The 24,327-nt window shown below is 44.2% G+C and carries 23 protein-coding genes; 19 read left to right on the plus strand and 4 right to left on the minus strand.

Features of this window, described 5'->3' with window-relative positions; all coding sequences use genetic code 11:
- The first annotated feature begins 17 nt into the window (after positions 1–17).
- Entirely contained in the window at positions 18–683 is a 666-nt protein-coding gene (locus ACFQZR_RS04415) for a carboxylesterase family protein (protein WP_379343208.1), read from the plus strand.
- Between the two features lie 144 nt (positions 684–827).
- Complete coding sequence (locus ACFQZR_RS04420; protein WP_379343210.1) at positions 828–2,093, plus strand: stalk domain-containing protein; 1,266 nt, start codon at positions 828–830, stop codon at positions 2,091–2,093.
- Positions 2,094–2,176: 83 nt separating this feature from the next.
- Here the strand turns inward: ACFQZR_RS04420 and ACFQZR_RS04425 are convergent, their stop codons facing one another.
- From ACFQZR_RS04425 to ACFQZR_RS04440, 4 genes are all read right to left on the minus strand, one after another.
- The gene (locus ACFQZR_RS04425; RefSeq protein ID WP_379343212.1) at positions 2,177–2,353 is read right to left on the minus strand and encodes a YjfB family protein; all 177 of its coding nucleotides are present in this window, start codon (positions 2,351–2,353) and stop codon (positions 2,177–2,179) included.
- 93 nt (positions 2,354–2,446) lie between these two features.
- Positions 2,447–4,018, minus strand: coding sequence for a YifB family Mg chelatase-like AAA ATPase (locus ACFQZR_RS04430; protein ID WP_379343214.1), 1,572 nt, complete (start codon positions 4,016–4,018; stop codon positions 2,447–2,449).
- A 657-nt stretch (positions 4,019–4,675) separates the two neighbouring features.
- The gene (locus ACFQZR_RS04435; protein ID WP_379343216.1) at positions 4,676–4,801 is read right to left on the minus strand and encodes a hypothetical protein; all 126 of its coding nucleotides are present in this window, start codon (positions 4,799–4,801) and stop codon (positions 4,676–4,678) included.
- 45 nt (positions 4,802–4,846) lie between these two features.
- On the minus strand, positions 4,847–5,311 hold the full coding sequence (locus ACFQZR_RS04440) for a hypothetical protein (protein WP_379343220.1): 465 nt from the start codon (positions 5,309–5,311) through the stop codon (positions 4,847–4,849).
- Positions 5,312–6,498: 1,187 nt separating this feature from the next.
- Here ACFQZR_RS04440 and sucC point away from each other — a divergent pair.
- The 17 genes from sucC (at position 6,499) to ACFQZR_RS04530 (ending at position 24,311) form a co-directional block, all read left to right on the plus strand.
- Positions 6,499–7,665 (plus strand): ADP-forming succinate--CoA ligase subunit beta, encoded by a 1,167-nt coding sequence (sucC, locus tag ACFQZR_RS04450; RefSeq protein ID WP_018757829.1) that lies wholly within the window; start codon positions 6,499–6,501, stop codon positions 7,663–7,665.
- Between the two features lie 24 nt (positions 7,666–7,689).
- Positions 7,690–8,619 (plus strand): succinate--CoA ligase subunit alpha, encoded by a 930-nt coding sequence (gene sucD / locus ACFQZR_RS04455; RefSeq protein WP_379343222.1) that lies wholly within the window; start codon positions 7,690–7,692, stop codon positions 8,617–8,619.
- A gap of 153 nt (positions 8,620–8,772) precedes the next feature.
- Entirely contained in the window at positions 8,773–9,870 is a 1,098-nt protein-coding gene (gene dprA, locus ACFQZR_RS04460) for a DNA-processing protein DprA (protein WP_379343224.1), read from the plus strand.
- Positions 9,871–9,922: 52 nt separating this feature from the next.
- Positions 9,923–12,022, plus strand: a complete 2,100-nt coding sequence (topA, locus tag ACFQZR_RS04465) for a type I DNA topoisomerase (RefSeq protein ID WP_379343226.1) — start codon at positions 9,923–9,925, stop codon at positions 12,020–12,022.
- Between the two features lie 304 nt (positions 12,023–12,326).
- Positions 12,327–13,655 carry an FADH(2)-oxidizing methylenetetrahydrofolate--tRNA-(uracil(54)-C(5))-methyltransferase TrmFO gene (gene trmFO / locus ACFQZR_RS04470; RefSeq protein ID WP_379343228.1) on the plus strand — a complete coding sequence of 443 codons (1,329 nt, stop codon included), beginning with the start codon at positions 12,327–12,329 and terminating at the stop codon, positions 13,653–13,655.
- A 160-nt stretch (positions 13,656–13,815) separates the two neighbouring features.
- Entirely contained in the window at positions 13,816–14,358 is a 543-nt protein-coding gene (gene hslV, locus ACFQZR_RS04475; RefSeq protein WP_018757834.1) for an ATP-dependent protease subunit HslV, read from the plus strand.
- Between the two features lie 23 nt (positions 14,359–14,381).
- Positions 14,382–15,782, plus strand: coding sequence for an ATP-dependent protease ATPase subunit HslU (hslU, locus tag ACFQZR_RS04480; protein WP_379343231.1), 1,401 nt, complete (start codon positions 14,382–14,384; stop codon positions 15,780–15,782).
- A 29-nt stretch (positions 15,783–15,811) separates the two neighbouring features.
- A complete protein-coding gene (gene codY, locus ACFQZR_RS04485) occupies positions 15,812–16,579 on the plus strand; it encodes a GTP-sensing pleiotropic transcriptional regulator CodY (RefSeq protein ID WP_379343233.1) in 768 nt (255 codons plus the stop codon).
- A gap of 250 nt (positions 16,580–16,829) precedes the next feature.
- Complete coding sequence (gene flgB / locus ACFQZR_RS04490) at positions 16,830–17,240, plus strand: flagellar basal body rod protein FlgB (protein ID WP_379343812.1); 411 nt, start codon at positions 16,830–16,832, stop codon at positions 17,238–17,240.
- 5 nt (positions 17,241–17,245) lie between these two features.
- On the plus strand, positions 17,246–17,698 hold the full coding sequence (flgC, locus tag ACFQZR_RS04495) for a flagellar basal body rod protein FlgC (RefSeq protein ID WP_379343235.1): 453 nt from the start codon (positions 17,246–17,248) through the stop codon (positions 17,696–17,698).
- A gap of 29 nt (positions 17,699–17,727) precedes the next feature.
- Positions 17,728–18,030, plus strand: coding sequence for a flagellar hook-basal body complex protein FliE (gene fliE / locus ACFQZR_RS04500; protein ID WP_379343814.1), 303 nt, complete (start codon positions 17,728–17,730; stop codon positions 18,028–18,030).
- 42 nt (positions 18,031–18,072) lie between these two features.
- A complete protein-coding gene (fliF, locus tag ACFQZR_RS04505; protein WP_379343237.1) occupies positions 18,073–19,659 on the plus strand; it encodes a flagellar basal-body MS-ring/collar protein FliF in 1,587 nt (528 codons plus the stop codon).
- A gap of 5 nt (positions 19,660–19,664) precedes the next feature.
- Complete coding sequence (gene fliG, locus ACFQZR_RS04510) at positions 19,665–20,690, plus strand: flagellar motor switch protein FliG (protein ID WP_018757841.1); 1,026 nt, start codon at positions 19,665–19,667, stop codon at positions 20,688–20,690.
- Complete coding sequence (locus ACFQZR_RS04515; RefSeq protein WP_379343240.1) at positions 20,683–21,522, plus strand: FliH/SctL family protein; 840 nt, start codon at positions 20,683–20,685, stop codon at positions 21,520–21,522. The genes fliG and ACFQZR_RS04515 overlap by 8 nt, the downstream gene beginning before the upstream one ends.
- Positions 21,509–22,828, plus strand: coding sequence for a flagellar protein export ATPase FliI (gene fliI, locus ACFQZR_RS04520; RefSeq protein ID WP_379343242.1), 1,320 nt, complete (start codon positions 21,509–21,511; stop codon positions 22,826–22,828). The genes ACFQZR_RS04515 and fliI overlap by 14 nt, the downstream gene beginning before the upstream one ends.
- A gap of 46 nt (positions 22,829–22,874) precedes the next feature.
- Positions 22,875–23,321, plus strand: coding sequence for a flagellar export protein FliJ (fliJ, locus tag ACFQZR_RS04525; RefSeq protein WP_018757844.1), 447 nt, complete (start codon positions 22,875–22,877; stop codon positions 23,319–23,321).
- Positions 23,322–23,381: 60 nt separating this feature from the next.
- Entirely contained in the window at positions 23,382–24,311 is a 930-nt protein-coding gene (locus ACFQZR_RS04530) for a MotE family protein (protein ID WP_379343244.1), read from the plus strand.
- The last annotated feature ends 16 nt before the right edge of the window (positions 24,312–24,327 follow it).

Here is a 24,327-nt window from a genome sequence, read left to right on the forward strand (position 1 = left end):
GAGAGAAGGGATATGAGATGAAACAAAAAGTGGCTGCACTACATAAGGAAATCATTAAGACACTAGAACTTCAATATGTTGTTTACTTGCCGACTGACTATAATCCTAATGCAGAGAAGAAATGGCCAATGATTTATTTCCTGCACGGCATCAATCAACGCGGTTCAGATATAGAACTGGTCAAGAAATACGGGATACCGAACAATCTGGAGGCAGGCGAAGAGCTTCCGTTTATTGTGGTCTGTCCTCAGTGCCCGGCAGGCTCGTTCTGGCAGTTAGAGAATGATGCATTGATGGCTCTGCTCGCTGAGATTGTAGAACAATATCCTGTAGATCAAGACCGGATTTATTTGACAGGTTATAGTATGGGCGGCTATGGCTCATGGGATTTGGCATTGAACTATCCCGATACGTTTGCGGCTGTTGCGCCAGTCTGCGGCGGGCTTGTACCAGGACGTAACCCTGAATCATTGAAGTCATTGCCGATATGGACGTTTCACGGAGATCAAGACAGCGTGGTTCCGATACAGGAATCCAAAATGATCGTACATGCACTCGAATCCATGGGTTCCTCGGTGAAATTTACGATCTATCCGGGTGTGGGCCATGACTCTTGGACAGAGACCTATCGGAATCCCGAACTGTATGCGTGGTTCTTGCAGCATGTTCGGACTTCGCAATAATGTAATTTGAAGAAGAGTCATCCTATCACAGTTCTTTGAGATCTGGACGAGATGACTCTTTATCATTTGTGCTTACGAGAGAACGATAGAGTTCCATTTAGCAGTAAAATAATGTAAAATATATAAGAGAGAGGGGAGATTTCATTGTTCAATCGCAAGTCTATTCGTCGTGCAATTCTATTATCTCTAAGTCTATCAATGTTATTCGTAGGATTACCTGCAACACATGTAAGTGCAGCATCCGCCGAGACGCACATTCTTCTTGATGGTTACGAGTTGCCATTCTCGGCTGCGCCTACGGTAATTCAGGGCAGTACGATGGTGCCATTTCGCAGTATTGCTGAAGCTTTGAACATTTCAGTGGAATGGAATGCGAAGGCGCAGACGATTACGGCTAGAAGTCAAGGCGTGTCTGAAGCAACGACAGTGATTCTAACTCTGAATAAGAAGCAAGCCGTCGTGAACGGGAACGCAGTGAGCATACCGATAGCTCCGGTTCAGTTGAAAGGTACAGTGATGGTGCCACTTAGCTTCTTCAGCAAACAATTTGGAGCAGAAGTCGCTTGGGATGCGGGGGCCAAGCAAGTTTTGATTACATCTCCTCAGCAATCCTTATATCGATTGGGTTTCTATGCGATCTCATCCTTTGCGGAACGTTCTTATGTGAATGAATTTGATGGTGTTGCCTTCGGTTGGGCACGAATTCAAGAAGACGGCACCGTGACCACTTCCGGCAAAGACTTCTATTGGCCCAAAGCTTCTGGAGATGTGAGTCCAGAATCGATCGTGACAAACGCAGTATCGGCAGGTGTGAAGCCAAGTCTGATGGTATTCGCTGGAGACCGAGGCGGTGAGCTTACGAAAATGATTGAAGATGAACAGCTTCGTGAGAAAGCGATCACGGATATTGTAACGTTGGCTCAGGATAAAGGCTTTGGTGGTATTACATTGGACTTCGAAGGCTTAGGATTGACAGGAGATCGGGAGCAAGCCAAGCAGAGCTATACGAAATTCGTGAAGCAGCTTGCTGAGCAAGCGGGGCCGGCAAATCTTAAGCTTAGTTTAGCACTGCATCCTTTGAATAGCTCGTATAAGGGCTATGATTATAAGGCGCTGGGGAAGATCGCAGATCAACTGATTATTATGGCCTATGCGTATGAAGGGGAGAAGGAGCCAGAGCCGCTGAAGCGCGTCGATGAGGCGATCAAGCTTGCATTACAGGAGACTTCGAAGGACAAGCTGTTGCTCGGTATCTCGATGGGCAGTGAAAATGATCAATCGATTTCTAGTAAGATCGGCTTAGCTAAACGTTATGATCTTAAAGGGATTGCCATCTGGCGAATTGGTCTAATCGGTGATACCGCGCTCGCGAAAATGAATCAGAGTACCGTGCGTGAAAGCGGGCAGTAATTGTTATAGCGATGAGAAAAGGCAGCACACGAGTGCTGCCTTTTTTCTCATATAAGAGTGTTCAATCCTTATATCTCTGAATCCTACACCTTTAGATCCAGATTGCCGCCTAAATTCGGTTGAACGCTTTGCTCCATCATTTTAACGATGTTCTGGCCATTCTGGGTCGCTTGATCATTGGACATCTTAAGCAATTTGATACCAACAGCCTGAGATAAACTGTTCTGTTTCATCACTGTAGATAAGGTAGAGATGTTCATCGTTGTTAGCCTCCTCAAAATCGCGTTACTTATCTAATATCGGTATGATCAGCGATTCGTGTGAATGCGATCGATATATGATAAGAGCGGTATTCAAATAGACGCTGTACTCTCAATATTTCGATCCAAATTGCGATATTGAATCGCCTCTGCGATATGTGCCACATCGATTTGTTCTTTGCCTTCCAGATCGGCTATGGTTCGAGCGAGCTTCAGGATACGATCATTGGCCCTTAGACTAAGCCCTAGCGCTTCATAGGTGTGCTCTAGCAGTTGATCCGCTTCACGCGTCGGTTTCGTATATTTACGAAAATAAGACCCGCTCAGTTCACTATTCCACGCAATCGGTAGATTTCGATATCGATGTAATTGGACCGCTTGGGCAGCTAGAACTTGCTCGAGCATCTGGGCGGAAGACATCGGATTCTCATCCTGTCGATGATTCAACACGCGCGGAACCTCGACCTGTAAATCAATCCGGTCCAGTAGAGGTCCTGAGATACGTGAACGGTAGGCAGCGATTTTGTTCAAGCTGCATGTGCAGCGCTGCCTTGAAGTCTCGGCTCCCCAGTATCCACAAGGACATGGATTCATTGAAGCGGCTAGCAGGAGATGCGAAGGATACTTATAGACCGCCCTTGTTCGACTTATCGTTACCGCTCGCTCTTCAAGCGGTTGACGTAGCACCTCGAGTACATTTCGTGTAAATTCCGGCAGTTCATCGAGGAAGAGCACGCCTTTATGAGCGAGACTTACTTCGCCTGGTTTCGGGATCGATCCGCCCCCAATCAGTCCGCCTGCGGAGATCGTGTGATGAGGAGCGCGGAACGGTCTTTTCCGAATGAGTCCGCCGTGGTCATCACTTAGTTTTCCGGCGACACTATAGATTTTGGTCACCTCCAGGGCCTCGTTCTCAAGAAGTGGCGGGAGAATCGTAGGGAGCCTGCGAATTAACATCGTTTTTCCCGTACCTGGAGGCCCAACTAATAGAATGTTGTGCATCCCGGATGCTGCAATGATAAGGGCTCGCTTGATCTGATGATGACCGATGACATCCGCATAATCTTCGAGAATCGCATTATTTGTATTGGCAACGAGCGTAGGAGCGGGATGACTGGCAGGGTGATAGAGAAGATTCGTAAGATCCAGGGAGCCTGCTGATTGAGGATCTTGATAGAGCTCTCTTAGATGATGAATGGCGTAGATGTCCATATCCTCAATCATGGATGCTTCCAATGCATTATCGGCAGCAATGATCACTTGACGAATGCCGCAGCGCTTCGCATGTTCGATCATCGAGAGTACGCCGGGGACTGGCCTGACCTCGCCGTTCAGCGATAATTCTCCAATCATAAGAAATTGATCAACCGAATCGATTCGAAGCTGCTCGCTGGTCGTCAGAATGCCCAGTGCAATCGCCAGATCGAAGGCAGAACCTTCCTTACGTAGATCTGCAGGCGCTAGATTGACTGTTATGCGCGCTAATGGGAACGAGAAGCCACAATTCTTGATAGCTGCTCTTACGCGATCAATCGATTCACGTATGGCTGAATCTGGTAGTCCGACGATCGACATATGGGGTATGCCGTTGCTAATATCCACTTCAACATGAATGATTCTTCCGTCTACACCGTAAACACAGGCACTGTTAATTTTTCCGTACATAACACAAAAACACCCTTTCCACGCGAAATTCGCGGAAAAAGGTGCTTCCTTATTTCCAAACTTGGACTGTAATCTATAAATGGATTCAACTTATTCTAATCAAAACCCATAAAAACTGTCAATCCACTATATTAATTGAGGTTATAGATAGAAGACGGGATAAAAGTAAAAAATTGGCGAAAAGCTCTAGCGATGTGTTACAATATTTCCTACATCATGGTTCCCGATCTTCAGTGAGTATAAAGAGAGGTGACTGATTACATGTATAATCAACGATTAACATGCTGGGGAATTGGATCATTCATTCTTGTCATTCTGCTAACTTTAATATTCATGTTTTTGAATCCATATGATGGTGCTGTTTCCGTCTCGACCAAGTGGATCTGCGTAACGTTGTTATTACTTCCAGCCTTATCTGGTATTTTATTTTGGTTAAGCAAACAACGTATTTTATTGATGACTTCAATAATTTGGGTTTTTCCCTATTCCCTCTATCTAGGTCTTGCTTCAATACCAAGCCTATGGAATCTGTTTTTAGTCACTTTCTTGATTAATCTGTATGTTCTGGTGCGAATTAGTAAGAAAACGAATGCGCCGAATATAAAGAAAACGAACCTTAATCGCCATTAAGGTTCGTTTTTTTTATTTATTCTGTTGTTACTCTTCAGGAGATTCAAAGTCATACAATGGCCCAATACAACTCGTAGAAACAAAATCAACAATTGGAGTAAAAGCAGCAAGTATCAGCATAGTCAGAGATGCGAATAAGGTTTGTTTTTTCATTCAATCACCTCCTTCCTATAGTTCAACTTATAGAGAAGAGTAGTTCTAGGTGTTGTGACGGTTTCTTTCATTTTCTTCTTTGTTGCGTTGCAGCGACATGACAATTAATATGAAGAAACATAGCAGAGAAGATGTGATACTAATATAGAAATTCATATCCAGGTCTTCACCATAGAAGTTAGGAAACGTTAATGAAATGAACAATAAGATCGCGATGGAAGTGACGATATATCGAACAGGGGATTTAAAATTAATTTTCTGCCCAAAAAGGTTATCGAAATCGAAAGTCATCGCATCACCAAGCTTATGAACGATATAAGAGATCATACAAATGATCATAAAGGTAGCTAGTTGGATTAAATAAGCACTATATGTATAAGGTGTTGCATCCTCTGGTGCAATAGCTTTTGTAAAGAGCAATCCATAGATGATAAGCAACTGAATCGATAACACGAAAATATATCCCGTTACACTGATCCATATGGAGTAGGTTTTATTTTGTTTAAACACGAACCTCATAATGAGTACTACGGACGGTATCAATATCCATAATGAGTATTTTTGATAGTCAAGATAGATAATGAAATGAGAGACGATGGCAAGGACAGCAGTAGATGCTACGATTTTTATGACCGTACTTCTATTCTTAAGAGGTAGGTTAAAAATGCAGACAATAAATATGAATATCGATGCAAAATCAACCATGGAAAAAATATAAGGCAATATTATTGCCGCCATAGCTTGTTCAGTCCTTTTTTAGTTAGTGGGATAAGTGTCATTGATTGTATTAAAAAGGCCATTGATAGAGTTGATGATTTGAAATAATAAAGATTAATCATAACGCATAGCAGGGTAATGATTTTTAGGGTTAATTTACTACGCATTGTGGATTTCAATTTTAGAATAGGTGATAGAATAGCAAGGATAACGAATGAAAGATATGAAATTTGGTTCATATATTCGGAGTAATCAAACATAGGCAACACGATCAACAAAACACTGGAGACGATATAACATGCCGTGCTGTCATTCAGATGCCAAAGGCTCCCACTCAACATGCGAAGAATCATAAAACCAAAATAAAATACTAAAAATGATTCGACATGATGTAGGAGGAGTGACATGATGAAGCCAGTTAAAAGGACAGATGCGTTCGTAAAGAAAACATGAAGTTGAAATATCGTTTTTTTTAATGAAATCGGGTTATATTTACTATGTTCGTAAACATATGTTCCCCATTTGATTGCGAGTTTCTCGAGCATCGTCAACGTCTTCCTTTTTGACATATATTTCATTGTAACCTGTCGGATGATGTTGTAAGTTGGATGATAATGCAATAATAGCACAAATGTGCGAAAGTGTCGTCAACTTCCCGTGTATATTTCATGTGAAAAAATTCCTTTTTATTTCCTATGATGAGCGTATATTCTACGAAATATTACTATCCTTTCAAAATTCATTTCACAAATCATGGCAATCTTCGAGTTTTATAAGATCCATAATTATCCAATTAATCTCAAAAAGTGATGATTCTTATATCAAAGAAATGTATATTGTTCATAGAAAACTAAGGTAAGCGTTTTAAAAAAGTGTTACAATGGATTCGGCTTGTATAATCTGCCATTTCGTAGATTGTGAGAGCGAGAGTGTCCGTGAAGGTTCAGTTTAGTTCGCAAAAGTTTAAGGAGGATTCTAGAATGAATATCCATGAGTATCAAGGAAAAGAAGTCCTGAGACAGTATGGAGTTGCCGTTCCCCAAGGGAAGGTTGCGTTTTCTGTAGATGAAGCAGTTGAAGCGGCGGAGTCATTAGGTACCCCTGTTGTCGTGGTAAAAGCACAGATTCATGCTGGTGGCCGCGGTAAAGCGGGCGGTGTTAAAGTAGCTAAAAATCTGGATGAAGTGCGGACATATGCTGAGCAAATTCTTGGTAAAGTTCTCGTTACCCATCAGACAGGTCCAGAAGGTAAAGAAGTTAAGCGCTTGCTGATCGAGCAAGGCTGCGATATTAAGAAAGAATATTACGTTGGCGTTGTTGTAGATCGCGGAACAGGTCGCGTTGTTATGATGGTATCCGAAGAAGGCGGCATGGAGATTGAAGAAGTTGCTGCTCATTCGCCAGAGAAAATTATTAAAGAAGTCATCGATCCAGCAATTGGATTGCAAGCATTCCAAGCTCGTAAATTGGCGTATGCCATTAACATTCCTACGGAGCTTGTGAACAAAGCGGCTCAATTCATGATGGCTCTATATACCGCATTTGTTGAAAAGGATTGCTCGATTGCCGAGATCAATCCACTTGTTGTGACTGGCGATGGACAAGTCATGGCGCTCGATGCGAAGCTCAACTTTGATTCGAACGCATTGTACCGTCACAAAGACATTCAAGCGCTTCGCGATTTGGATGAAGAAGATCAGAAGGAAATTGAAGCGTCGAAATTCGACCTTAGCTACATTGCCTTAGATGGCAACATTGGATGTATGGTTAACGGTGCCGGACTTGCGATGGCGACAATGGACATTATCAAATATTATGGCGGCGACCCTGCGAACTTCCTTGATGTAGGGGGCGGTGCGACCAAAGAGAAGGTTACTGAAGCTTTCAAAATCATCCTTTCCGATGAGAATGTGAAAGGAATTTTCGTTAATATTTTCGGCGGCATCATGCGCTGTGATGTCATCGCTGATGGCGTCGTTGCGGCTGCGAAGGAAATTGGCCTCGATCGTCCACTTGTCGTACGTCTTGAAGGTACGAACGTTGAGATCGGCAAACGCATTTTGAATGAATCTGGTTTGAACATTGTATCCGCGGATTCGATGGCGGATGGCGCTCAGAAAATCGTGAAGCTCGTTGAAGCTGTTTAATATAGAAGAGGATGTGAATAACCCATGAGTATTTTGATTAATAAGAATACAAAAGTCATTACACAGAACATGACAGGGAAAACAGGGATGTTCCATACCAAAGGCGGCTTGGAATACGGTACTCAAATGGTAGGCGGGGTTGCTTCGGGCAAAGGCGGAATGAACGTCGACTTCGAACTTGAAAACGGTTCGGTTGTGACATTGCCAATGTTCAATACCGTCGTTGAAGCGGTTGGTGCAACAGGCGCGACAGCAAGCGTTATCTACGTTCCGCCAGCGTTTGCTGCGGATGCGATCATGGAAGCAGTAGATGCAGAGTTGGAGCTCGTTATCTGTATTACAGAAGGAATTCCTGTTCTTGATATGGTCAAAGTGAAGCGTTACATGGAAGGCAAGAAAACAATTCTTATCGGACCGAACTGCCCTGGCGTAATCACACCAGATGAGTGCAAAATCGGTATCATGCCTGGATATATTCATACGAAAGGGCATGTTGGTGTTGTATCCCGCAGTGGAACGCTCACATATGAAGCAGTTCATCAATTGACGACTCGTGGTATTGGTCAATCTTCGGCAGTTGGTATCGGTGGAGATCCAGTTAAAGGCTCCGAGTTCATCGATATCCTAAGACTGTTCAACGAAGATCAAGATACCCATGCGGTTATTATGATCGGCGAGATCGGCGGAACTGCAGAAGAGGAAGCAGCGGAATGGATTCAAGAGAACATGACTAAGCCAGTCGTTGGCTTTATCGGCGGTGCTACAGCGCCAGAAGGTAAACGTATGGGTCATGCGGGTGCAATTATTTCCGGCGGTAAAGGTACGGCAGCTGAGAAAATTGCGAAGCTTGAATCTTGCGGTATTCGTGTTGCACCAACACCTTCCGAAATGGGATCGACACTTGTGGCTGTACTTGAAGAACGTGGCATGCTCGAGAAGTGCCTAACAAAATAATGTCTAATTAAATAAGTTATACCTGAGTGAGGTAAGCAACCTTTCTACATCCGTCTTCGCGGTGTGTGGAGGGGTTGCTTTTTTTGTCTTCGCAAGTCATGGGCTTGCAAAGGTGTATTATTTTATGCACAATGAGGAAGGAGTTTGGGATAGATGATAGAAGATCGCCTCATATTAATAGGATTGCACCAGTTAGAGGGTATTGGGTCAAGGACGATTTATACTTTGCATGAAAATTTGCAATCGTTCCGTGAATTGTTTACTTTAGATAAGATGGATCTCGTTGCAATGGGAATTCCAATAGAACGAGCTATTTATATGAAGGAACACGTTACACCGCAGAGAATCGAACAAGTTGTAGACCGTTATAATCAGCGTCACATTGACATCGTTACGATTTTGGATCCTGAATACCCTGAACTGCTCCGGGAGACGCCTGCACCCCCTTGGGTACTCTATACGATGGGCAATCTAGCCCTACTAAAGGAACCTTCAATTGGTATGGTGGGTACACGCGTTCCAACGGCCTACGGGAAGAAAGTTGCGGATTTGCTGGCTGTTGATTTGTGCGACGCAGGATTTACCATCGTCAGCGGTCTAGCAAGAGGGATCGATAGCTGTTGTCATCGTGGTGCGCTGCAGGCCAAAGGCAATACGATAGCCGTACTTGGGACTGGAATTCATACGATATATCCACCTGAGAATCGTTCTTTGCATGAGGAGATTATTGCAAATGGACTGGTTGTATCAGAGTACCCGATAGGGAAAAAATCACACCCAGGGCTATTCCCGCTACGTAATCGCATTATTGCGGGCCTAAGTTTGGGTACGCTTGTTGTGGAGGCAGATGTGAAGAGTGGCTCGCTAATAACAGCGGATGCTGCGCTTGAGGCTTCACGGGAAGTATTCGCCGTTCCGGGTCCTATAACATCGCCGAAAAGCCAAGGAACGCTGAACTTATTACGTCAAGGTGCGAAGATTGTTGTCACCGCTAATGATATTATCGAAGAGTTTCCCTTCGTGCAGACGAGTGCTCGATCTACGGTTATTTTTGAACCTTATTCGATGCCGGCATTGACAACAGAGGAGGAAACCATATATCGTTTAATCGAACCGGAGCCGATTACTTTTGACACACTTCTGGAAAAAAGTGAAAGTAATTTTGGACATTTGCATTCAGTTCTGTTATCTTTACTAATAAAAAAGGTGATAAGTCAACTACCGGGTTCCGTGTATATAGCGATTTCATAACAGAAATACAAATAATGTAAAGTTTGGATGAGATGGAGAGGAGGATGAGCCTATGCCGGATTCACTAGTCATTGTGGAATCACCTGCAAAAGCAAAAACAATTGGTAAATATCTAGGCAGTAAGTATATCGTGAAAGCGTCTATGGGGCATGTCCGGGATTTGCCGAAAAGTCAAATCGGGGTTGAAGTTGAAAATGATTTCAATCCAAAATATATAACCATTCGTGGTAAAGGCTCTGTTCTGAAGGAACTGAAGGATGCGCGCAAAAAAGTAAAGAAAGTCTACCTCGCAGCTGACCCGGATCGCGAAGGGGAAGCGATTGCATGGCATTTAGCGAATGTTTTAGATATAGAAGAAGGCGAGAGCTGCCGCGTTGTATTCAACGAGATTACGAAGCAAGCGGTCAAGGACGCATTCAAGACGCCTCGTCAAATCAATATGGACTTGGTGAATGCACAGCAAGCACGCCGTATTCTAGACCGACTCGTTGGTTATAAGATCAGCCCCTTATTATGGAAGAAAGTCAAAAAAGGATTATCCGCTGGCCGGGTACAGTCCGTTGCCGTCAAGATCATTATTGATCGTGAAAATGAGATTGATGCGTTCATTCCTGAGGAATATTGGACGATTCAAGCGAAGCTCGCAATTGGCAAAAATGAATTTGATGCGAAATTCCATTCATTAGATGGCGTGAAGCATGAATTGCATAATGAAGCGGAAATGAAAGAGATTCTGGATGCGATAGCGAAGCAGAAATTTACGGTATCGGAAGTGAAAGAGCGGGAGAGACAACGTCATCCTTCGCCACCGTTCATTACGAGTTCATTGCAGCAAGAAGCAGCGCGTAAACTTAACTTCCGTGCAGCAAAGACGATGTCCGTCGCACAGCAGCTGTACGAAGGTGTTGATCTGGGTAAAGAAGGTACCGTGGGCTTAATTACTTATATGCGTACGGATTCCACTCGAATTTCCGTTATTGCGCAAGAAGAAGCAAAAGCTCTTATTGTGGATAAATACGGAAGCGATTTCGCGCCGGAGACGCCAAGACAATATACGAAGAAATCGTCTGCAAATGCACAAGATGCGCATGAAGCGATTCGTCCTACATCAGCGCTTCGTGAGCCGGATGAGATTAAATCGTTTATGAGCCGCGATCAGTACCGTCTATATAAATTGATCTGGGAACGCTTTGTAGCAAGCCAAATGACGTCGGCGATTCTCGATACGATGACGGTGGACATCACAGCAGGGCGTACAACATTCCGTGCTGTTGGATCCAAGGTGCGTTTCAAAGGCTTCATGCAGGTATATGTGGAAGGTAACGATGACGGTTCAACGGACGGCGAAGATAAGCTGCTTCCTGCATTAGCACAAGGCGACGCCTTAACGAAGAAGGATATCGAACCGAAGCAGCATTTTACACAGCCGCCGCCACGTTATACGGAGGCTCGATTGGTCAAGACGCTGGAGGAACTCGGCATCGGAAGACCAAGTACTTATGCTCCAACGCTAGAAACGATACAGAAACGCGGTTACGTCGCTGTTGAGGAGAAGAAATTCGTCCCGACAGAGCTTGGCGAACTTGTCATTGAGCAAATGGAGCAGTTCTTCCCGGAAATTCTCGATGTTGAATTTACGGCCCATATGGAAGAAGATCTTGACCATGTTGAAGATGGTGAGGGCGAATGGGTAGCAGTACTTGCGGAGTTCTACAAGTCATTCGAGAAACGCCTTGAAGTTGCCGAAGAGGAAATGAAGGAAATCGAAATCGTAGATGAAGTCTCCGATGAGATTTGCGAGAAGTGCGGTAAACATTTTGTATATAAAATGGGGCGCTTCGGTAAATTCTTGGCATGCTCAGGCTTCCCGGACTGCCGTAACACGAAGCCGATCGTGAAGGAAACTGGTGTTGCGTGTCCGACATGCCATGAAGGCCAGATCGTAGAGCGCCGCAGCAAAAAAGGCCGTGTATTCTACGGCTGTACGAGATACCCAGAGTGCGACTTCGTATCTTGGGATAAACCGATCTCCAAACCTTGTCCAAACTGCGGTAAGTTGATGATTGAGAAGCGTACAAAGCAAGGGGTTAAGCACCAATGTACATCTTGTGACTTCAGCGAAGAGGTGCAAGAGCAAGAGGATCAAGATTAATTAATAATCGTCTCTTTTCAGTAGGAATTAGACGATCACAACCTCATACGTAAAGCGTGCCGCACAGTCCCTTATCTAAGGGACTGTTTCGGCGAAAGCGCTCATTTGTGGATAAGGATAGAATCGTATACAGTTGCTTCTTAGCCCAATTTCGGGTGTCCAGAGGGCGTAGCCCTCGGGGTCCCCTTTAGTAAGGGGGATTTAGGGGGATGGAAAAGTTTTTTAAGCATTAAATCAAGAATAATAAATAAATTGTATAAGGGGGAATGGGGGAAGCCCCCACCACCTCAAGGAGGAACCAACATTGTCAGAACAACAAAGAGTCACCGTCATCGGAGCAGGATTAGCAGGCAGTGAAGCAACATGGCAGATCGCAAGTCAAGGTGTGCCGGTTACGTTATATGAAATGCGCCCAGTACAGAAAACACCAGCGCATCACACCGATAAATTTGCAGAACTCGTATGTAGTAATTCTCTTCGTGCGAATGGATTGAGTAATGCGGTAGGTGTCATTAAAGAAGAAATGCGCATGTTGAACTCACTTATTATTGGCGCAGCTGATCGTAATGCCGTGCCTGCTGGTGGAGCGTTAGCTGTGGATCGTGACGGCTTTGGGGATGAAATCACAAATACGCTTCGTGAGCACCCGCTTATTGAAGTGCGCAACGAAGAAGTGCAAGAGATTCCGCAGGACGGGATTACTGTCATTGCAACTGGTCCACTGACATCACCGAGCCTCTCTGCGCAAATTAAAAATTTGCTGGGTGAAGAGTACTTCTACTTCTATGATGCAGCAGCTCCGATCATCGAGAAAGATTCGATTGATATGAACAAGGTATACCTCGCTTCTCGTTATGACAAAGGTGAAGCTGCTTATCTCAATTGCCCAATGACGGAAGAGGAATTCAACGTCTTCTACGATGCTCTCATTTCTGCGGAGACAGCAGCGCTCAAAGAGTTCGAGAAGGAGATATATTTTGAAGGCTGCATGCCGATCGAAGTCATGATGAAGCGCGGGAAGCAGACGGCATTGTTCGGTCCGATGAAGCCCGTAGGTCTAGTCAACCCGCACACCGGACAACTCCCTTACGCAGTCGTTCAGCTTCGTCAAGATAACGCGGCAGGCACACTGTATAACATGGTTGGCTTCCAGACGCATTTGAAGTGGGGCGAACAGAAGCGGGTGTTCTCGCTTATTCCTGGTCTAGAGAATGCAGAATTTGTTCGATATGGTGTAATGCACCGGAATACGTTTGTAAACTCGCCTAAATTGCTCAGACCGACCTATCAGTTCAAAGGACGGGATAATCTCTTTTTCGCAGGGCAAATGACAGGCGTAGAGGGCTATGTGGAGTCTGCGGCTTCGGGTCTGATTGCAGGGCTTAATGCAGCGCGATTTGCGAAGCAGCAGGAGTGCCTTGTTTTCCCACATGAATCCACGCTCGGAAGTATGGCGCATTATATTACGAATGCGGATCCTGCTCATTTCCAACCGATGAATGCGAATTTCGGACTTGTTCCTCCACTGGAGAAACGTATTCGTAATAAGAAGGAAAAAAATGAAATGATCGCGACGAGAGCACTTGAAACGGTCCGTAATTTTGCACAAGAGCACCAACTCATTTATACTTAATATATTGAGATTGATGACACTTAAGAGAAGCAGCTGCTCATAGCTGTTTCTTTGTTTAGGAAAAGGCTTTTGGTTGTTTTGGGGTCCACACAAAGTACCTGTATCGACTTCGAAGCCAAATCCTCACGTTGTGGGGTTATTTTAGGAGGGGGATTGCCTCATGGAAATGGCATTTCACGCGACAACGATATGTGCAGTTCGACATCAAGGTAAAGGCGCTATTGCAGGGGACGGACAAGTGACGTTCGGAAATAGCATGGTTATGAAGCAGCATGCGAAGAAAGTTCGTCGTTTATATCGAGGGCAGGTTGTAGCGGGATTTGCGGGTTCAGTCGCAGATGCCATTACGCTATTTGAGAAATTCGAAGGCAAACTGGAAGAACATCATGGAAATCTGCAACGTTCCGCTGTCGAGCTTGCTAAAGAATGGCGTTCAGATCGCGTTCTTCGGAAACTTGAGGCCATGATGATCGTAATGGATCATAGTGGATTGTTATTAATCTCGGGGAATGGTGAGATTATCGAACCAGATGATGGCATCCTGGCGATTGGTTCAGGGGGTTCCTTTGCTCTCTCAGCAGCTCGGGCATTGCAACGCCATGCGCCAGAGATGGAAGCGAAAGAGATGGCCAAGGCGTCACTTCAAATTGCTTCTGAGATCTGCGTATATACCAACGGGAATATTATCGTCGAAGAAATTTGAGAAATTGTGATGGAGGGATGTAGATGAGTTATCAATCGCTAACACCGCGTCAGATCGTTGCGGAGCTAGATAAGTATATCGTCGGCCAGAAGAATGCGAAGAAATCGGTTGCTGTAGCACTGCGTAATCGTTATCGCCGCAGCTTACTTGATGAATCAGTTCGTGATGAGATTGTTCCGAAGAATATTTTGATGATTGGTCCTACAGGGGTTGGTAAGACGGAAATCGCTCGCAGACTCGCGAAGCTAGTTCAAGCTCCATTCGTCAAAGTAGAAGCGACGAAATTTACGGAAGTCGGCTATGTAGGCCGCGATGTGGAATCGATGGTTCGCGACTTGATCGAGACCTCCATTCGTATGGTGAAATCAGAACGAATGGAACAAGTGAAGGACAAGGCGGAAGAAATGGCTAATGAACGAATTGTTCAAATCCTCGCTCCTTCAGCAGCGAAGAACAAGAATCAGAAGAATCCATTCGAAATGCTGTTTGGCAATAATGGTGGGAATACACAACAGGAAGAGGCAGAACCGCAAGATTCGAATCTTACAGAGCGCCGTCGTCAGGTGCGATTTAATCTACTAGCTGGGAAGCTGGAGAATGATACAATCGAGATTGACGTCGAAGATGCTGCACCGAATATGATGGATATGTTCGCTGGCCAAGGGAATGAGCAGATGGGCATGAACATGCAGGAAATGTTCGGGAACTTGATGCCCAAACGAACAAAACGCCGGAAGTTAACGATTAAAGAAGCACGGAAAGTGCTGATACAGGAAGAAGCTGGAAAATTGGTTGATATGGACGATGTTACGCAAGAGTCCATCAGACGCGCTGAGCAATCCGGCATTATCTTTATAGATGAGATTGATAAAGTTGCTAGTTCGGGCAGAGGATCGGGTCCAGATGTATCTAGAGAGGGCGTACAACGTGATATACTCCCGATCGTTGAAGGTTCGACGATCATGACCAAATACGGTCCAGTGAAGACGGACTATATTTTATTTATTGCTGCTGGAGCGTTCCATATTGCGAAGCCATCGGATCTGATCCCAGAGCTTCAAGGTCGATTCCCGATTCGGGTTGAGCTTAAAAGCCTGTCCTTAGATGATTTTGTATCTATCTTAACAGAGCCGAAAAATGCATTAACGAAGCAATACGCAGATCTTCTTCGCACAGAAGATATTGAGATTGAATTCTCGACGGAAGCCATTCGCGAGATTGCACACATTGCTGCAACCGTGAATCAGAATACAGAGAATATTGGTGCACGCAGATTGCATACGATCCTAGAGAAATTATTAGAGGATTTGTCATTCGAGGCGCCAGAATTGACTCTAGACAAGATGACGATTACCCCAGAGTATGTCCGTGAGAAATTAGGGGATATCGCGCAGAATCGTGATCTCAGTCAATATATTCTGTGATCCTTAAGTTGAACTAGGAGGTTACGAAGGTGACACTACTCGCCAACACACGTGCTTTGAACAAACTGCTGCAGCGTGCAGATGGCAAGGCTGTCAATTTCCGTGAAATGTCGGAGATCCTGCGAGATGCCATTCAGGCCAATATCTATGTAGTGAGCCAAAAAGGCAAAGTATTAGGATATGGGGTCATGGATGAGACGGAGTTACAAGCTCTGGAGCAGACAGCGAATGAAGTTCGTTTCCCCAAGGAAATGAATCAATTTTTTCTTTCTTTTGGTGAAACGGCATGGAACACCGATGCAGGAACGCAGAATCAAGAAATATTAAATCGAATTTCGACATTTTTCTCCCATTCGATTGTCACAGTCGTACCGATTATAGGTCGTGGGGAAAGAATTGGTACTATTGTACTAACTAGTCCTAAAGCTCTATTGAAGGATGATGATCTTATTTTGGCGGAATATGGTTCTGCTATTGTAGGGATGGAAATCAGTCGAGACCGTGCAGATGAGCACGAAGTGGAGAGTCGAAATAAGTCTTCAGTTCTATCTGCGGTCAACTCTCTTACCTATAGTGAGTTGGATGCGGTCGAACATATCGTCCATGAATTAACAGGTAGTGAAGGACTGCTCGTAGCATCCAAAGTTGCGGACCGCGCAGGAATTACCCGCTCTGTTATCGTCAATGCGCTGCGCAAACTCGAAGGTGCTGGCGTCATTGAGACTCGCTCGCTCGGGATGAAAGGAACGTATATTAAAATTGTAAATGATCAATTTATAAGCCATATTACCCGTTAATTTGTTAAGTGATTTTAAAGCTCTATATAGAATGACAAGAGTCCTATCTTTCGATGAAAGATAGGGCTTTTTGCTTATTGTGAAAAAAGGTAATCTCAAAGAATATAATGATATACTGGCAGTATACAAATTTCCGCATATTTTTTATTACACGACAAATAATCATTAAAATATTGTCGAAATAAGGAGGATATTCAGGATTTTTGTAGAATTTTATTATTACTAATTTAAAATGAAAGTGGGGAAAATTGTGAATTTGCTTAGTGGCGCAAGCTATGAACGCTTACAAGGCGCGATCGACACCTCGAATTTACGCCAGAAAGTCATTGCGAACAACATTGCCAATGCAGACACGCCGAATTTCAAGAGATCTGACGTCTCCTTCGAAAGTATGTTGGAACAGGAAATGGATCGAAATTCATCTTCACTGATCGGCAATCGTACAGATTCCCGGCATTTCTATATCGGGCCTAAATCAGGTTCGATGGTATCACCTCAAGTGACTACAGATGAGACTACGGTGTATAACAATAATCTCAACAATGTAGACATGGATAAAGAAATGTCACAGCTAGCCCAGAATCAATTGAAGTATAATGCCCTCATTCAACAACTAAATCACGATATTAAAATGAAACGCATCGTAGTCGAAGGGAGATAATGGTCTTGAACATTAGTAATAGTTTTAATATTAGTGCTTCTGCTTTGACCGCTCAGCGTCTGCGAATGGATGTTGTCAGTTCCAATATTGCGAATGCAGAGACAACGCGTGGCAGGTATGTTGATGGGAAATTCGAACCATATCGTCGGAAGATGGTTGTGATGCAGCCATACCAAGAGAAAAGTTTCGCGAATGCACTTCAATCTGAGCTCGGAGAGCCAGATCTCGGAAGGGGAGTGAAGATTACTCAAATCAAAGAAGATCAGGCGCCATTCAAGCAAGTCTATAATCCTGCGCACCCTGATGCAGATTCAAATGGTTATGTAAGTATGCCTAACGTTGATGTGCTGAAGGAAATGGTGGATATGATTTCTGCGACAAGGGCATATGAGTCGAATGTAACGGCACTAAATGCTTCGAAGTCGATGTTTATGAAAGCACTTGAGATTGGGAAATAACAATATACCTATCGAACGGGGGGGAAATGATGATACAGAATAACTTGTTGGCAGGCGTAACGCCAAAGCTGACAACGAACATCGCACAGAATACAGCAACACCAGCGGAAGTCACCAAACAATTTAGTGACTTTTTAGGTGAGGCGTTGAATCATGTGGATGCACAAGAGAAAAATGTACAAAAAATGAGCGATAAGTTTATTCTAGGCCAAGTGAATGTTGATCAATTGATGATCGCATCCGAACAGGCGACGCTAAGTCTTCAGCTGACGACACAAATTCGCAATAAAGTGATCGAAGCTTATCAAGAGATCATGCGTACGCAAATCTAATTAGAGATACATATTTAGCAAAGTTTCGGATGGGGTGACGGTGTGAACGAGAAGTTCGTCCAGTATCGAGATAAAGTGACTCAATTCTGGGGTCAATTCGGGAATAAGCAAAAAGTATTGTTTTTATCAGTAATCGGCATTCTGCTCGTCGTCATTGTCCTGTTGTCGTATCAATTCTCAAAGGTTGAGTACGAGACAGCTTTTAGAGATTTGAATGAAGTCGATGCTGCAGCAGTGATGCAGAATTTGGATGCGAGCGGCGTTCCTTATAAACTAAGTGCGGATGGCAAGTCGATTTCGGTTCCAAGCGCATCAGCTTCCAAAGTAAGAGTTGATATAGCATCGCAAGGCATCGTGAAGAACGGATCGTTAGGCTTCGGTGCATTTACGGATAGCTCGTCAACGTTTGGTTCGACCGATCGTGAATTCGATGTGAAATATAAAAATGCACTTAATGGCGAAATTCAGCAATTATTGAATCGGATGCAGGGTGTTAGTGATTCGAAAGTAGTTGTGAATTTACCACGTGAAAGCGTCTTTGCAGGCATGGAAGAACAAGAAGCTGCTTCAGCCTCTGTGAATCTTAAATTCAAACCTGGATATCGACCTAGCCAAGAAACAGTAGATTCCTACTTCAATCTCATTAAGACTGCGATTCCGAATCTAGCACTAGATAACATTACGGTAACAAGTGATGAAGGCGAGTTAATGTCTTCCTTGAAGAACGGTAATGCAACGATGTCAAGTGCGATCGAAGAGCAGATGCAAATTCGTAAGAAATTCGAGAACGATGTTCGTTCAAGTGTTAAACAATTTTTAGGACGCTGGTATTCTCCAGATAAAATTGAAGTACTCGTTGGCGCATCCATTAATTTCGATAAGAAAAACTCGGAACAGAAACTTGTCGAACCTGTGAATAAAGACGAGATCAAAGGGATAGAAATTAGTGTTCAAGAATCTCAGAAATCCTACAGCGGTAAAGACAGTCAGGCTGGTGGTGTTGCTGGGACAGGAGCGCAAGAAATTCCAGGGTACCCTGGCAGTGACAATAACGGCCAGTCCAATTCGGAAGAAAGCTCCAAAACGACCAACTATGATGTGAATCGTATCACGAACCAAATTCAATCTAGTCCGTTCTCAGTCAAAGATTTGAGTGTCAATGTTGCGATTGAACCACCAAATGGTGATCTTGCTTCATTTACGCCAGAGAAAAAGAAAGAAATCGAGACGGTGCTTGTCAATTTTGTTCGCTCAAAGCTTGCAGATTCAGGTCTTGATTATTCAGACGAAGTACTAGCCAAAAAAGTTTCAGTTGTTGCACAAAATTTTGGTTCAACAGCCGCAGCATCGGAAAAAGCTACCTTAACCAACACATTATGGATTGGTGGAGGGGTACTTGCACTAGCATTACTTGCTGGGATCGGATTTATGGTGTATCGACGTAAGAAGAAGCAACAGGAAGCATTCGAAGATATTCCACTCGAACCAGCGTTGGAATTCCCTTCAATTGATTTTGAGAATGTAACGAACGAAAATCAAGTTCGCAAACAATTAGAAACCCTTGCCAAGAAAAAACCAGATGAGTTTGTTAACTTGTTACGTTCTTGGTTAGCAGATGAATCGAGGTGACATAGGTGGCAAGAAATCAGAATCAAGGCTATCAAGTGTTAACAGGACGTCAGAAGGCGGCGATTCTGCTCATTTCTCTCGGTCCGGAAGTATCGGCACAAATTTTTAAACATTTAAGAGAAGATGAAATCGAACAACTTACACTAGAGATTGCGAACATGCGCAAAGTGGATAACACGGAAAAGGAATCCATTCTAGCGGAATTCCATCAGATTTGTCTCGCTCAAGAATATATTACGCAAGGCGGTATTACCTATGCGAAGGAGATTCTAGAGAAAGCGCTTGGGTCGCAGAAAGCGATTGAAGTTATTAATCGATTGACGGCAACCTTGCAAGTCCGTCCGTTTGACTTCGCTCGTAAGGCAGATCCGGCACAAATCTTGAACTTCCTTCAAAATGAGAACGCTCAGACGATTGCACTTGTATTATCGTATTTGCAATTCGAACAGGCTGCAGTTATTCTCTCCTCATTGCCGCAGGAGAAGCAAGCTGAAGTTGCAAGACGCGTTGCGATTATGGACAGCACATCACCTGAAGTAATTAGTCAGGTTGAACGTGTCCTTGAACAGAAATTATCTTCGACGGTTACGCAAGATTATACAAATGCAGGTGGTATCGAGTCGATCGTACAAATCCTTAACGGGGTTGACCGTGGTACGGAGAGAACGATTTTGGATTCCTTGGAAATTCAAGATCCAGAGCTTGCTGAAGAAATTAAGAAACGGATGTTCGTCTTTGAAGATATTGTTAATGTGGATAATCGTGCGATTCAACGGATTATCCGCGATATTGAAAACTCCGATTTGCAGCTTGCGCTTAAAGTGGCAAGCGAAGAAGTACGTGATGTTATTTTCCGGAATATGTCCAAACGGATGGCAGATACATTCAAGGAAGAAATGGAATTTATGGGACCTGTGCGATTGCGTGATGTTGAGGAAGCTCAGACCCGCATCGTAGCAACGATTCGTCGTCTGGAAGAGGCCGGTGAGATTATTATTGCTCGCGGCGGAGGAGATGATATCATTGTCTAATTTGATTAAATCTTCTCAATATGTCGCGGTGAAAGATCCCAAATATATTGAGAAGGTTCAATATATGACAGGTCTCTCAGCGGAGATGAATATCGTAGATGAGAGCGAAGTTCACGCGAAGAGAGAAGCGGAATACGCGAGGATTCGCAAACAAATTATGGATGAAGCAGCTGTCGTTGCTGAAGAAGAGGTGCGACATGCATCGCAGGAAGCCGAGCGCATAGTAGAGGCTGCAAGAGCAGAAGCCGATCAGTGGTGGCAAGAGCGTCGGCAAGAAGACGAGCAGCTCATTGAAATATCGAAGTTGGATGGTTTTGAACGAGGATACCAGGAAGGCATCGAGCAGGCACAAGAGGCTACACGTCAACAAGTGGAGCAAATGCTGGCAGAAGCTAAAGCGATTCTAGAGCAAGCATATCTGGCCAAAGATCAAATCATTCAAGAGGCTGAACCGTTTCTTGTGAATCTAAGCTGCGCGATCGCAGAGAAAATCGTAGATAAGCATCTATCGATGGAGCAAGAGTACGCCGTTGAATTGATTCGTAAGCAGTTAACACGGAAGAGAGAACAAGGGATGATCACGCTTTGCGTGGCGCCAGAGCATTTGGCATTCGTTCAAGCGGCGCGAGAGGAAATGATTCTCTCAATTGATTCCCAAGCGGAACTTCAAATCCTCCCGGATTCTTCAGTGACGGATTGGGGTTGTGTGATTCGTTCTTCATATGGAAGTATTGATGCACGAATTGATACACAGCTTGCTGAGATTAAGAAACATTTGCTGCAAATTGCACTGCATCAAGATGATCGCTCCCAGGAGGATGATCATGCTTAATGCAGACAGATACATAGAACATTTGAAACATATTGATCCCATCCGCGTGAATGGGAAGGTAACACAGGTTATCGGGCTAACTGTTGAGTCGGAAGGACCGGATGCGAGCATCGGTGAAGTCTGTTACATCTACCCTACGAAGGCAGCACAGCCGCTAAAAGCTGAAGTTGTAGGATTTCGTGATAATAAAGTAATTCTTATGCCGCTGGGTGAACTTCACTCCATTGGACCAGGATGTGACGTGGTTGGTACAGGGAAACCGCTAACGGTTCAAGTTGGATCTGAACTGCTCGGGAAGGTTCTCGATGGTCTTGGACAACCTCTTGACCAATCACATCTACCAAGTCGTATGGCACATTATTCGACACACAATGTTCCATCGAATCCGCTTAAGCGACCGCGTGTTGCTGAACCTATTGGAACGGGAGTACGTGCAATAGATGGATTGCTTACGATGGGAAAAGGTCAGCGTGTTGGTATTTTTGCTGGGTCAGGGGTAGGTAAGAGCACATTGCTCGGGATGGTGGCACGGAATACATCAGCAGATGTGAATGTTATCGCATTGATCGGTGAGCGGGGCAGAGAGGTACTTGATTTTATTGAACGTGACCTTGGACCCGAAGGACTTGCTCGTTCTGTTGTCATTGTAGCGACGTCGGATCAACCTGCATTAATTCGAATCAAAGGTGCGTTGATTGCAACGACAATAGCCGAATATTTCCGTGATCGTGGATTAAATGTCATGCTGATGATGGACTCCGTGACACGTTATGCGATGGCGATGCGTGAGGTTGGTCTTGCGATTGGTGAGCCACCAGCAACGCGCGGATATACACCATCGGTTTTTGCGAGTCTTCCGAAATTGCTAGAGCGTGCGGGAACGGGACCTACAGGATCGATAACCGCGTTCTACACGGTACTTGTTGACGGTGATGATATGAATGAACCGATCGCTGATGCGGTTCGGGGTATTCTGGATGGTCATATCGTGTTGAATCGTTCCATAGCACATAAAGGTCACTTCCCAGCGATCGATGTGATGGCGAGTATTAGTCGGGTGATGAAGGATATTGTCGATTCCGAACATACGAGTGCAGCTGAGAATTTGAAACGTCTACTTGCTGTATATAAAGAATCGGAAGATTTAATTAATATTGGTGCCTATCAGCGAGGTTCAAATGCTCAAATCGATATGTCGCTCGAATATATTGATGCAATTTGGAATTTTACGAAGCAGAAAGTCGATGAGAAAGTAACTTATCAGGATGCGCATGAACAATTAATCATGGAATTCGGAGCTAATTGATCGATGCGCTTAGTTTCGATGAAATTGGAGGTAAGGAGTGCTGAAAATGGCAGTACGGTTTCATTACCCTTTTCAAAAAGTGGTTGATCTAAAGGGAAGTGAAAAGACGCAAGCAGAATGGGTGCTCTCTGCATCGATTGGCAAGCTGCAACAGGTTACGTCTGTACTTCATCAATTGGAAGCTGAGAAAGAGAGTGCACTAGATTCGATACAGGAAGCGACAATAGCGTGTTGTGTGTCGAGTTTACAATCGATGCAATCCTATCTTAGTCGGATCGAACAATCGATTCGAAATCAATTGAAGGATGTTCAAGTGGCGAAGACCGATGTCGAACGTAATCAATTGCATTTGACAGACAAAATGAAGGATGAGCAAGTGTGGCAACAAGCGAGAGAAAGAGCCAAAGAACGGTATCGTTATGAAATGCAGCTTCGCGAGCAAAATGAGCTTGATGAAATGGCGACCGTGCGCTTTTCCTTGTCGGCTCGTTAACGCTTGAACGATCTCATTATGGGTTCTTAGAGATCGTTGATTCGAGAAGGAGAGATCGGTTTGAAAGAAGCGGATATCGAGAAAAGTTCATACAGTGGATTTGAGCGGTTTTTGTTTTTTGTGACACCTATCATTTTTACAATTGTGTTGTTATTCGTATTGCTCGCATTGTTCAATTTCCCGGTCCGTAATACGATTCTTGAAGTTGCGCAGAAAATCCCGATTGTTAATCAGTGGGTGCCTGAGCCGTCTTCTGGGACGGCCCAAGTGGGTACCGATGCGAAGGCGAAGAATAACAATCTAGAGAAAAAAGTTGAAGAATTAAATCAGCTATTAGCTGCAAAAGACGCAGAACTGAAGAAATCGACATCATTAATTGATCAAAAGGATCAAGAAATTCTGACCCTTAAAGAGAACGTTCAGCAGACGAAACAAGACTTCGAAGAGAAAAAACAGACAGATCAAGAATATCAAGCTCAAATTACGGGTCTTGCGAATATGTATGCCAAGATGCAGCCATCCAAAGCGGCACCAGTAATGGAAAGCTTGACATTGGACGAGCAAGTGCTGGTTCTTCAAGCGATGAAGCCGAATGATCGTGTGAAAATTTTGGAGAAAATGACGCCGAAAGCCGCAGCCGATGCATCGATTCTATTGAAAGATGCGCAGTCATCAGAGAACTTGGCAATCGCAGCTGTGCAAGCCCGTTTAAACAAGCTCAAGAATGATGAGAAAAATAAGGCCAAAGATAAGCTGGACAATACGCAGTTGATCCAGACGTTCCGCAACATGACGCCTAAAAGTGCAGCTTCTCTGATTCTAGAAACGGCGAAGATAAGTGAGGAGAAGGCGTTGCTCATCCTCAAATCGATCGATGATTCGACTAGATCTCAAATCTTAACGGCCATGACAGATAATAACACAAAAGATAATAAAGATACTGCAGCAATCGCTGCTAAGCTATTATCCAAAATCATGCCAGCCAAGTAAGTGTTCGTGCTTGAAA

It is taken from the genome of Paenibacillus sp. GCM10027629, assembly GCF_042676425.1.
GTDB classification, from domain to species: Bacteria; Bacillota; Bacilli; order Paenibacillales; family Paenibacillaceae; genus Paenibacillus_K; species Paenibacillus_K terrigena.